The sequence below is a fragment of the Providencia rettgeri genome, from assembly GCF_023205015.1.
GTDB classification, from domain to species: Bacteria; Pseudomonadota; Gammaproteobacteria; order Enterobacterales; family Enterobacteriaceae; genus Providencia; species Providencia rettgeri_E.
Genome location: NZ_CP096258.1, coordinates 4,482,852 through 4,494,258, shown reverse-complemented (window position 1 = coordinate 4,494,258; position 11,407 = coordinate 4,482,852). Strand labels below are relative to the sequence as shown.

11 protein-coding genes are annotated in these 11,407 nt (G+C 43.9%); 6 read left to right on the top strand and 5 right to left on the bottom strand.

Translation table 11 applies throughout. The features are described 5' to 3' along the window. Positions 1–761: 761 nt before the first annotated feature. From rpmH to M0M83_RS20675, 6 genes are all read left to right on the top strand, one after another. Positions 762–905, top strand: a complete 144-nt coding sequence (gene rpmH / locus M0M83_RS20700) for a 50S ribosomal protein L34 (protein ID WP_042846776.1) — start codon at positions 762–764, stop codon at positions 903–905. 21 nt (positions 906–926) lie between these two features. Then, positions 927–1,286 (top strand): ribonuclease P protein component, encoded by a 360-nt coding sequence (gene rnpA, locus M0M83_RS20695; protein ID WP_125893780.1) that lies wholly within the window; start codon positions 927–929, stop codon positions 1,284–1,286. Then, on the top strand, positions 1,250–1,510 hold the full coding sequence (yidD, locus tag M0M83_RS20690; protein ID WP_102140049.1) for a membrane protein insertion efficiency factor YidD: 261 nt from the start codon (positions 1,250–1,252) through the stop codon (positions 1,508–1,510). The genes rnpA and yidD overlap by 37 nt, the downstream gene beginning before the upstream one ends. A gap of 2 nt (positions 1,511–1,512) precedes the next feature. Further along, on the top strand, positions 1,513–3,162 hold the full coding sequence (gene yidC / locus M0M83_RS20685) for a membrane protein insertase YidC (protein WP_125893778.1): 1,650 nt from the start codon (positions 1,513–1,515) through the stop codon (positions 3,160–3,162). Between the two features lie 100 nt (positions 3,163–3,262). Next, positions 3,263–4,627 (top strand): tRNA uridine-5-carboxymethylaminomethyl(34) synthesis GTPase MnmE, encoded by a 1,365-nt coding sequence (mnmE, locus tag M0M83_RS20680; protein WP_248467295.1) that lies wholly within the window; start codon positions 3,263–3,265, stop codon positions 4,625–4,627. A 196-nt stretch (positions 4,628–4,823) separates the two neighbouring features. Next, on the top strand, positions 4,824–5,981 hold the full coding sequence (locus tag M0M83_RS20675) for a site-specific integrase (protein ID WP_000868608.1): 1,158 nt from the start codon (positions 4,824–4,826) through the stop codon (positions 5,979–5,981). A 30-nt stretch (positions 5,982–6,011) separates the two neighbouring features. On the opposite strand, the gene M0M83_RS20670 is transcribed toward M0M83_RS20675, so the two are convergent. From M0M83_RS20670 to M0M83_RS20650, 5 genes are all read right to left on the bottom strand, one after another. Continuing rightward, entirely contained in the window at positions 6,012–6,344 is a 333-nt protein-coding gene (locus tag M0M83_RS20670; RefSeq protein WP_058647436.1) for a helix-turn-helix domain-containing protein, read from the bottom strand. A gap of 355 nt (positions 6,345–6,699) precedes the next feature. Continuing rightward, positions 6,700–7,653 carry a replication protein RepA gene (locus M0M83_RS20665; protein ID WP_000802152.1) on the bottom strand — a complete coding sequence of 318 codons (954 nt, stop codon included), beginning with the start codon at positions 7,651–7,653 and terminating at the stop codon, positions 6,700–6,702. Continuing rightward, the gene (locus tag M0M83_RS21930; RefSeq protein ID WP_223805430.1) at positions 7,640–7,867 is read right to left on the bottom strand and encodes a helix-turn-helix transcriptional regulator; all 228 of its coding nucleotides are present in this window, start codon (positions 7,865–7,867) and stop codon (positions 7,640–7,642) included. Before M0M83_RS21930 ends, M0M83_RS20665 begins: the two co-directional genes overlap by 14 nt. Before the next feature lie 150 nt (positions 7,868–8,017). Further along, positions 8,018–10,777, bottom strand: a complete 2,760-nt coding sequence (gene traN, locus M0M83_RS20655) for a conjugal transfer mating pair stabilization protein TraN (RefSeq protein ID WP_000106055.1) — start codon at positions 10,775–10,777, stop codon at positions 8,018–8,020. Between the two features lie 96 nt (positions 10,778–10,873). Continuing rightward, positions 10,874–11,407, bottom strand: coding sequence for a FlhC family transcriptional regulator (locus M0M83_RS20650; RefSeq protein WP_032471366.1), 534 nt, complete (start codon positions 11,405–11,407; stop codon positions 10,874–10,876).

Here is an 11,407-nt window from a genome sequence, read left to right as displayed (position 1 = left end):
GTTGGACTCCCCTAAACAAGGTCAATGGAACAAGAAGTACGGATGTAAACAAAGAATTTTCTCGGGCTTACATTTAATTGCAATGGCCCAAAAATGTTTTAGATTAACTCTTACTTACTGCATATTGCTGATCGATGGATCAGAAATAGACCTGCGATCATACCGCAAAATTAGTCAGAGATCTCCATTCTTTTACACAGTTTTTATGCTTTTTATCCACAGGTAAATGTGATAAGGAACCTCTTATAAAGAAGAAATAGACCGGGTTACCTTAATTTACAGCCATTTTTCCACATGCTGGGGATAACTTTAGACGATTTACAGGAAATATTCTGTATGATCAAAAAATATTTTTAGATCTCTTGAAGATCCTTGCGCTTTAGGTCGGAGTCCGTATAATCTTCCTCCCTGTGTACAGTACTGATGTGATTTTTACACGAAACTGAGGTAAACTTGTTGGGTCGTATCGCTCTATTTTAACATTAATGTTAGGCGGGGCGGGGGCAAAAGCAGGTTTTCGGCCAGTATACGAATGTAATCATTCGTCGGCTGTCACAACATATGTCGGCAAACCGGTCAGCCAGGCTATAAATAAAAGTGGTTTGATTGCGTCATTTCATTGACGTGACCCCCTATGTTTTATTACAATCCTGCCTCTTTCTATATTGTTGCGATAGAGGCACAGGTGTAAATCAGTTTTCACTGGTTGCCAACGCGTTTACTGAATCAGTAATAAATTTTAAAGTTAGGTAGAAATCGTTATGAAACGCACTTTTCAACCGTCTGTACTGAAGCGCAACCGTTCACACGGTTTCCGCGCTCGTATGGCTACTAAAAATGGTCGTCAAGTTCTGGCTCGCCGTCGTGCGAAAGGCCGCTCTAGTCTGACCGTTTCATCTAAGTAATAAAGCTAGCCCTCTATTCAAGTGGTTACGCTCGCTTTTACCCGGGAGTTACGTTTGTTAACTCCCAGGCATTTCGATAATGTCTTTAAGCAGCCGCAGAGGGCGAGTTCCCCAGAGATAACAATCCTTGGTCGCCTAAACGAGCTGGGGCATCCCCGCATCGGTCTTACCATCGCTAAAAAAAATGTTAAACGAGCTCATGAGCGAAATCGTATTAAACGATTAGCGCGTGAATACTTTCGTTTGCATCAACACGACTTGCCTCCAATGGATTTTGTGTTATTGGTAAGGAAAGGGGTCGCCAATCTTGACAATCAACAGATCACGGAAACATTGGATAAGTTATGGCGTCGTCATCGTCGCTTGGCTCAAAAATCCTGATCATGCTGATCAGAGGCTACCAACTGGCTATTAGCCCGTTGTTAGGACCTCGTTGTCGCTTCAATCCCACTTGTTCAAATTACGGAATTGAGGCATTGCGCAGGTTTGGTATGTTAAAAGGGAGTTGGTTAACGGCAAAACGCGTATTAAAATGCCACCCTTTACACGCTGGTGGAGATGATCCTGTCCCACCTAGAAAAACTGATGATAATAGAGAATTATAACGATGGATTCGCAACGCAATCTTCTACTCATCGCTTTGTTGTTCGTGTCGTTCTTAGTTTGGCAGGCCTGGGAGAGCGATAAAGTTGCTCAGGACGTGAAAACTGTTCAAGCTTCGCAACAAGCGGATATGCCAAGCAGTGATGCTCAAGCCGTTACTGGCAGTGAGCAAGGTAAGCTCATCACAGTCAAGACTGATGTACTGGATATTCGCATCAATACTCGTGGTGGTGATATCGATGAGGCTGACCTGTTAGCCTATCCTGCGACCCTTCATTCGGAAAGTCCTTTCCGTTTACTGGAAACTAATCCAGGCTTTGTCTACCAGGCACAGAGTGGTTTGATTGGTCTTCATGGTCCAGACAACCCAGCAAATAATAATGGCGAACGTCCACTGTATAGCGTAGATTCTACAACTTTCACATTAGAGAAAGGCCAAGACGTCTTGCGCGTACCAATGACATTTACTGATAACAACGGTGTTGTGTATCAGAAAACGTACATTGTAAAACGTGGCCAATATACTGTTGAAGTTGAATACAGTATTCAAAACCCAACCGCTCAACCACTGAGCCTCGCTTTCTTCGGTCAGTTAAAACAAACTATCGAGTTACCAAAAGAGCGTGATACAGGCAGCAGCAACTTTGCTCTGCATACCTATCGTGGTGCGGCGTATTCTTCTGATGAAAACAACTATAAAAAATATAGTTTTGGTGACATCGAAGATAAAAACCTCGACTTAACCACCAAAGGTGGCTGGGTGGCCATGTTGCAACAATACTTTGCAACGGCATGGATCCCTGCAAGTTCTGAGAAGAGCACTTTCTATACTATCGACCTTGATAAAAAATCTGCCATCATTGGTTATAAGAGTGAACCAATGACTATCGCAGCTAACGGTGCGGGTACTTATTCATCAACGTTATGGGTTGGTCCTGAAATTCAGTCAGAAATGGCCGCAGTTGCACCTCATTTAGACTTAACTGTAGATTATGGTTGGTTATGGTTTATCTCTCAGCCACTGTTTAAACTGTTGAAATTCATTCACGGTTTTGTGGGTAACTGGGGTATTGCCATCATCGTTATCACCTTTATCGTTCGTGGTATTATGTACCCGCTGACTAAAGCACAGTACACCTCGATGGCGAAAATGCGTTTACTGCAACCAAAATTGGCTGCAATGCGTGAGCGTATTGGTGATGATAAACAACGCATGAGCCAAGAAATGATGGCGATGTATAAAGCAGAAAAAGTAAACCCACTGGGTGGTTGTTTACCGCTGCTTATCCAAATGCCTATCTTCCTTGCACTTTACTACATGTTGATGGGTTCTGTTGAACTGCGTCACGCGCCATTCTTCGGTTGGATCCAAGACTTGTCTGCACAAGACCCGTACTACATCCTACCGGTATTGATGGGTGTAACGATGTTTGTGATCCAGAAAATGTCACCAACTGCAGTCACTGACCCAATGCAGCAGAAGATCATGACGTACATGCCTGTCGTGTTTACTATTTTCTTCCTGTGGTTCCCATCAGGTCTGGTACTGTACTATATCGTGAGTAACTTAGTGACTATCATCCAGCAGCAAGTGATTTATCGTGGTCTGGAAAAACGTGGTTTACACAGTCGCGATAAAAAAGAAAAGAAATAAATTGAATTTTAGGTGAGCCTTCCGCTCAGCTATCGATATAATATTAAGGCGGCCATTTAATGACCGCCTTAATTTTTTATAGGAATGACAGAGAAACATCATGCAAATCAACGATACTATCGTCGCACAGGCAACACCTCCCGGTCGTGGCGGTGTCGGTATTTTACGTGTATCTGGCCCGAAAGCGGCACAAGTTGCTGAAATCGTGCTAGGAAAACTTCCTAAACCACGCTATGCAGATTATTTGCCATTTCGTGATGTGGACGGTGCTGTCCTTGACCAAGGTATTGCGCTTTACTTTCCTGGACCAAATTCATTTACGGGTGAAGATGTGCTTGAATTACAAGGACATGGCGGCCCAGTCATTCTTGATTTATTGCTAAGAAGAATATTAACGATCTCGGGTATTCGCATTGCGAATCCAGGGGAGTTCTCTGAGCGTGCATTTTTAAATGATAAGCTGGATTTAGCCCAAGCAGAGGCGATTGCTGACTTGATTGATGCAAGTTCAGAGCAAGCGGCTCGTTCCGCAATGAACTCCTTACAGGGCGCATTTTCTTCCCATATTCACCAATTGGTGGAAGCACTCACTCACTTGCGCATCTATGTAGAAGCTGCGATTGATTTCCCTGATGAAGAAATTGACTTCCTGTCTGACGGTAAAATTGAAGCAAAACTCAATGAAGTCGTGGCAGATTTAGAACAAGTTCGCTCCCAAGCACGCCAAGGCAGTTTATTGCGAGAAGGGATGAAAGTGGTGATTGCCGGGCGCCCAAATGCAGGTAAATCGAGCTTGTTAAATGCATTGGCGGGTCGCGAAGCTGCGATTGTCACGGATATTGCGGGTACGACGCGTGATGTGTTGCGTGAACATATTCACATTGATGGCATGCCACTGCATATCATTGATACCGCAGGGCTACGTGAAGCCAGTGATGAAGTGGAACGAATTGGTATTGAGCGTGCGTGGAAAGAGATTGAGCAAGCCGATCACGTTCTATTTATGGTGGATAGCACCACAACCAATGCAACAGAACCACAAGAGATTTGGCCTGAATTTATGGCGCGCTTGCCTGGCGACCTTCCGGTCACCGTCATTCGTAACAAAGCAGACATGACGGGCGAACCCGTTGAGTTTATTGATAATACGCGTTATCCATTAATTCGTTTGTCTGCACGCGAAGAAAAAGGCATCGATTTGCTGCGCGATCACCTAAAAGAAGCCATTGGTTTTAACAGCAATACAGAAGGTGGTTTCTTAGCACGCAGCCGTCATTTACAAGCACTAAATGCAGCAGCCGTTCACCTTGAACAGGGCTATGACCAGTTAGTGAATGCTCGCTCCGGTGAGTTACTGGCGGAGGAATTACGTTTAGCTCAGCAGGAACTTAGCGAAATCACGGGTGAATTTACCTCTGATGATTTATTAGGCCGTATTTTTTCAAGTTTTTGTATCGGGAAGTGAAGTTATAGACTTGAAAGAAAAAGAAGTCAAAAGACACCAAAAGAAAACAAACTAAAATATTGATTTTGAACACAAAAAAAATAAATCTAACGATGTTTTTTAGTTTTCTTTTTACTTCTCCTGTGTTCTTTTGGTCATATATTGCCCTGTGTGTTCCCCAGCCATATAATCGTGGGGAACACGGGGAAAACCATCAATGAAAGTATCTATCGAAAAGCGACAGCCAGACCGCGAAGGAAAACGCTCTTTGCGCTTGGTATATTACTACGGTTCCAACGTTGAAGACGGGCAACGTAAACTGAAACGTTCACACGAGCCACTAGACATCTTCATCTATGACAAACCGCGCTCTCCAGCAGAGCGAGAGCACAATAAAGAAGCTTTAAGGATCGCTGAAGCTGTGCGATCTAAGAGACTGCTTGAAAGCGAGACATCAAAGCATAAGCTGGAGGATCGAACTAAACTCTCTGCCAGTTTCTTCGATTATTACGATTCAGTTACCGATAGCAAAGCTTCTGGCAGTAAATCCAATTATTCAATTTGGGTCTCAGCCGGACATCATCTGAGACGCTACCATGGGCGAGCAGAACTCACATTCGAAGATATTGATAGAGCCTTTCTTGAGGGTTTTAAAACTTATCTTTTGAAAAGTGCAACGACGAAATCTGATCAACTGCTGTCAAGAAATACAGTAAGCAGTTACTTCAATAAAATAAGGGCGGCCCTGAATCAGGCATACCAAGAGGGGATTATCAGAGATAACCCTGTTCGGACGGTGAAAAGCGTTAAACCAGAAACAAACCAAAGGGTTTATCTGACTCTGGAAGAGATAAAAGCTATGGCAAAAGCTGAATGTCGCTATGACGTGCTTAAACGAGCCTTTCTGTTTAGCTGCACAACAGGACTGCGCTGGTCTGACATACAGAAGCTAGTTTGGTCAGAAGTGGAAGAATTTGAGCAAGGCCATTTTCGAATCATTTTTAAGCAGAAAAAAATCCAGAATAGAGGAACGGCACTTCAATACCTCGACTTACCAGATTCAGCGGTAAGGTTGATGGGAGAGCGCAAGGATAACGATGAACGCGTGTTTAAAGCATTGCGATACAGCAGCTATACCAACGTAGCGCTACTTCATTGGGCAATGCTTGCTGGAATAACCAAGCATGTAACTTTCCATGCCGGTCGCCACTCGTTTGCAGTTAACCAGCTTGCGCGGGGCTTAGATATTTATTCATTATCACGCTTGCTGGGCCACAGTGAACTGAAAACAACTGAGATTTATGCTGATATCTTAGATCAAAGAAGAAGGGACGCAATGCGGAGCTTTCCTGATATTTTTGCCGACAGTCTTTAAAACAGAACAATAGACATAGGGCCAAAAAAATTAATTTCTTTGGCCCCTGATTATTCTCGAACTCACTTCCTTTGAAATTTCTGTGTTTGTCTTGACCCGGTTGGACTGTAGCCAATCGATCACTTCTTCCCGCTTAAAATAAATCCGACAACCATTTGGTTTGTAAAACGGAATAACATTTTGACTGGTTAACTTGTATAAATGACCTTTTGACAACCCTGTCAGCTCAGCACAGTCATCAATGTTCAGCATTACCTTTTCCAAATTAACTTTGTCTGCTCCTGACGATCTAGCGAGCATGTTTTTTATCTCAGCCAGTTCTTTCAAAACACTATTAAGCAACTCTGTCTCTTGCATAGTCATATCTACTGAAACCCATAAATAATCGACTGGTTTAGTCTACCAACACAGGTTTCAGATCCTCGGCTCTGGATCTGCCCTTTTAGGGCGCGAACAAAGTTATTAACACCTGAACATGGTTCAACTATAGGTATCTTTATAGGATTTTTTAAAGGCAATACCTATAGGTTTAGGGGGGGGGTAATTATGCGTGGCAAGGGGGGGGGATTATGCGCAGATCGTCAGTAGTCAGGGGGGGGTAATTATGCGTAAAAAGGGGGGGCGATTATGCGTGGATAAAATCCAAAACCAACAGGGTTTTCCACAACTTTGCAAAGCAATAACATAAAAAAAACCGGCACATGGGCCGGTTATTAATTTAATTACGGTATGGAATCGGTGGGGGGCTGGACATCATCAAAATTCCGCCAGTCACTCTCTTAACTTTTGCATCCGGGTAAACAGAAAGAACTCTCTTTAAAGCAGGAAGGAATACCTTTTTAAAATTCCTGTCAGCGTCGTCTCCGGTGTATTCTTGACCAAACTGCTCACGTAAATTACGCCAGTACAATACAACAGGCCTACCACTAATTCGATGTAAACGATCCGCAAGCATGGCATAAATATCCATTGCCAGTGCACTGCTATTAAGCTGATTTAAAGCTCTTAAATCAAGCGGCACTGCATGTTCGCTTAACGTCGCGAAGTACTCCTGAGAAAATGTAATAACACCGGGCCATAAAGCACCTTGATTATCATTGTTACCAATCCAAGCCTCAAATTTTTGGATTGGCTTACCATCGTAAGTGATCGCTTTGTCAGCAGTACTAAAACCAAGCGTAATACTACAAGCAGACAACGCCATAACCTGTTTACGGAAGTTTGTATAGCTTCCGTTTTTCCCTCCTGATGAATCCTTGCCCAGTTGTTTAAGGAAGCCTCTAGCGCTACTGCCGACATCAATCTCCGGTGACTTAGAGCGTAAGGCCTGAGTGTTCAGATATGCCATTACCAAACGGGGCATTGGCCCATAGGGAACCGGCTGCTGAACAAACTGTTTTCCATCCCATATTTTACCCGCTCGAACGTAGAGACCAGCAGCACCGCAGCGCCTTTCAAACTCAACTCCATTTACTCTTGAACGAGGTAAACCGATCTGGCACATAATTGAGTGCATAAAAGTGAAATCATTGGGTGAGGGTGGATCTGAATTAATCCTTACAGAAGCATCTATTAATTCAGAATCAGCCCGACTCAAGACTTGTGATTTACCATTATGTTTTATTTCAATATCAGTCTGATACTGAGCAAGTAGTTGGCTAAATGGCTTCATTACTTACCCTGCGGGAATCAAGCCATACCTCCAACTGATCTAATCTGTATCTTAATGTTTTATCGCCACTGATCTTATATGGTTTGGGAAATGAGGGGTCGTTTGTGCGGATTCGCTGAAGCGTTGGCACAGATATTTTAAGTAAGGCTGTCACCTCATAGACAGAGATCATCTGCAGGTGACTGTAATCTTTTTCATTTAAAGTTTGCTGCATAAATTTCTCCAGCATCATCATTGATTTACTGGAGAAATTTTGAGGGTGAACCCCCGTAAACATGGCCTCTGTAAGTGCCCTATTTGGGCACCTTGAAGATTTATTCCAACACAAAAACTTTCACATGTGAAAGTTTCTCATTGATAAACATCAACCACCATTGCCATCCAAGTCAGGAAAGATTTCACGCGCTTTGTCGTTTCTAATTTTGTCCACATTAATCCCTTTCAGCCGCTCCATGATACGTTCTGAGGCGTCTTGTCGAGTACCATCAATATTAAAATCACTTCCAGCTCCCGTTAAAGCATCCAAGTTTAACGATGCGGGATCAGGAAGTTTTCCATTTTGCTGAAGTATCCCCAACCATTCGTCTAGGTTGACCTTACTCCAATCAATATCTGCTATTCGATCCAATGGAATTCCGCCGCATTGAGGTGCGCGCACATCACCAAAGTTAAGACCCAATTGTGGCCGAACTTGCTCCTGGATAATTCTGGATAGTGGCGAGTTGAAACAGCAATAGGACTCTCTCTCCTCCACACATGCTCCCAGCACTTTGGACTTGCAGTAAGATCCAACGTATGTGCAGCTATTCAGTGCTCGTTTAGCATTCATAGTGAATTCCTTTTCCTCACACTTCCAAATCATTTGGATCATGACCATCGACACTACATAGACAGTGTAAACAGTCATAACGGTGCTTAGCATGGCGGCACCTTGTTGGCCGAGGATTTGTTCAGTCATTGATTCAGGAGCCCCGGCAGGTACGCCTGCGGCCCCCGTCGCAGAAGCATTCCCTAGAGCTTCAGAAGTCAGCTTGGTAATTTGCTCCTTTAATGCGCCAATAGTATCTTGGGCAAACTGTTGAACAGGCTGGAGAAAACTATCAACCGCTCCACTAATATTTTCTATATAACTTGCAAAAGGCTGTGTTATTTCGGTCCAGCCAGACATTACGGGGTCTCTTAATACTTGGTATGCTCCTTTCACGGCACTGCCATCAGAGAGTCCCATAACGGCACCGTCTAGCTTAGGCACGGCCATAATCAAATTGAGATAATCAGCAAACGAAATATTCGTCGGCTTTTCACAACAATCTGAGACACCACCCACAGCAATCTTGCATTCCCCAGCCTCACCGGCAAAAGCTGAACACATCACATTTTCTTCACCAGTGGGGTTATCATCATCATTTTGACCAGTACAACTCATATCCTGAGTCATGAACTGAGCTGCATTCAACAATGCAGATGCACGAGCGAAATCAGTGCTTTGTGACTTTGTTATATCGAGACAATCATCCCCCATACACCTAATGGGTCCACCACATTGATACGTCGTTTCTTTCTCTAAAGTAGGTATTGATATGTCCGTTCCGCAGTCGTAGGTATCTTTAAACACATAACACTTACCCGAGGAACCCTCTGCTCCATCAATACATTCAGAACTAATAAATCCACACTGAGGATTATCCTCGTACATCTGGCAACTGTTTAGATTTCCACCAGTATTTACAGGGCAGTGTGTTTCACCTTGAGGATCTGTCCAGCAGTCCATTTGCCCCTTATAAAAGTCATAGTCGGCTTTAACTCGAACCTTTTTGCACAGCTTTGGAATGCCAGGGAAAGGTGACGGTTTCAGTTGGGATTCGCAAACTTTGATCCCGTTGATGACTGTGCAGCCTGTAGCATCAGTCGGGTCATCTATACAAGTGATCTCGCCTTCCGCAAAACCATCTACAACCCCTTTGGCTGAATCCATGCAGCTCTGTGGAGCCCACTCATCCTTGGTAATGGCTTTTGATGGGTCATAGTGTAGCTTTATGCGGCCAAAACCCTCACCTGCGCCAGTTACTGAAACGCGGATCTTAAACGTAACAACATCACCATCTTTCACATTCTTGAAATAGGGAGTGACATCAACATTAGGGTTTCGCTCCCAACTTGTTGACAATTCACATCGGCCAGCCGTTTCTGGAGGGAAATTGCCGTCAGGGCCGGACCATACTTTAGTTTCCTGACCTGATTTACCAACCCAAACTTGCATGTAGTCATCCCACTTGGCGTACTCAAGCGTTGCAGACACTATGGCGTCTGGATTACTGACTTGGACCCGCGTGTATTCCTCATAAATCGAACAGTTGCCACTCCAGTAGTCGTTACCCACTCGGCCAATCCACAACTCAGTACAGCCATCTCCACAAGATTTGAGGTTATATGGACCATCATAGTGCTTCACAACTGAGGCGTCGTAGTCATGGACAACCTCACAGTCCGCGCTTTGATCTACAACACGCTGACACCGTTCATACTCTGGAATGTGGGCGTTGATAGTATTCTGATTAATGGTTGTTTCGGCAGAACAATCCCCAAAGCCACCTGCGATGAGGTCCATATCCTCATAGGTCTTTTTGCTTAGATTTAATACCGGGTCATTACTGAAATCAGGGCGTGAGCGATTGGCCGCATCCATGAGAACTTGATATGCAGAACCTGATATTGAGGGATTGGAGCTGTTGGCGTCTTGGAATAAATTGGCTTTTGCCTCATTACCAAACTGATCCATAGCATCAGCATCACTAAATATCTGTTCTAGCTCCTCTGGAGATGCTGCATCAGGGAAATACTCTGCGGTATTTTGACCAGGTTGAACTCCAGGAAACAGTTCATTTATGTTTATGGATGTTGATTGACCATTACCGACTGGTAGAGAAATTTTACCATCTTGAATCTGAGCAGAGTTTTGCTTAACTCCGTTCGCAATAGATAAACCAAATTGTTTGGCATCACGACCAACAGCTCCGATGTTAGGTTCCTGATTACCAGCATAAGAATGTATCGGAAGAACTGAGATGGTTAAACATAGGAGCGAGGCAACAAACCTCGTCATGATGGGCGGCATAGTGGACATAGCATTTCTCCAGCTTTTTAGTTTGGATAATGCTATGTCGCTCTCTCATAAAAATTAGCATCGCTATTTGCCCTTTTGCGGCATACGCGGATGTATTCAGGCAGCTTTTGAGACCCGGCAGAATGGGCATTCAACACATGTTCGCTGATTAATTGACGTAAAAAAAGTGCATTGGCATTGCTCGCAATGCTCTATCATTGCCTCTCCATTGCGCAGTTCAGAGGCAAGACACCAGGCATCTGTAATGTCGAAGGGCTCCCATTTTCCTCCCTTCATACCTGGTACTTCTTTACGGATAGCGTGATACATCCTAAACGCTTTATTCAGAGCGCTAATATCTACAGAACGCTTAACCTTTTCCCCTCCAAGATTTGAATAGAGCTGCATTAAAAGCGATGCTTGAATTTTAGATGTCTGACTGTGGATCAGCGTCGCTCCACCACGGAATGTCCTGGATTTCTTATCCTTCACATCATATCTGCAATATTCAAGCTCAGCGTACAGCCTGCGAACTTGCTTATAAGTCAAACCAGTCTCTAGGATAATTATCTTTGTGATATAACCCGCCAATGCCATGTGCCTTGCCTTTACCCAGCGAGATAACGAACCAGATGTAAAACATTCACTCAT

Coding starts and splice junctions, on each gene's coding strand:
- rpmH (WP_042846776.1), top strand. CDS start 762: ATGAAACGCACTTTTCAACCGTCTGTACTGAAGCGCAACCGTTCACAC.
- yidD (WP_102140049.1), top strand. CDS start 1,250: ATGGCGTCGTCATCGTCGCTTGGCTCAAAAATCCTGATCATGCTGATC.
- yidC (WP_125893778.1), top strand. CDS start 1,513: ATGGATTCGCAACGCAATCTTCTACTCATCGCTTTGTTGTTCGTGTCG.
- mnmE (WP_248467295.1), top strand. CDS start 3,263: ATGCAAATCAACGATACTATCGTCGCACAGGCAACACCTCCCGGTCGT.
- M0M83_RS20675 (WP_000868608.1), top strand. CDS start 4,824: ATGAAAGTATCTATCGAAAAGCGACAGCCAGACCGCGAAGGAAAACGC.
- M0M83_RS20670 (WP_058647436.1), bottom strand. CDS start 6,344: ATGACTATGCAAGAGACAGAGTTGCTTAATAGTGTTTTGAAAGAACTG.
- M0M83_RS20665 (WP_000802152.1), bottom strand. CDS start 7,653: ATGAAGCCATTTAGCCAACTACTTGCTCAGTATCAGACTGATATTGAA.
- M0M83_RS21930 (WP_223805430.1), bottom strand. CDS start 7,867: ATGCAGCAAACTTTAAATGAAAAAGATTACAGTCACCTGCAGATGATC.
- traN (WP_000106055.1), bottom strand. CDS start 10,777: ATGTCCACTATGCCGCCCATCATGACGAGGTTTGTTGCCTCGCTCCTA.
- M0M83_RS20650 (WP_032471366.1), bottom strand. CDS start 11,407: ATGAGTGAATGTTTTACATCTGGTTCGTTATCTCGCTGGGTAAAGGCA.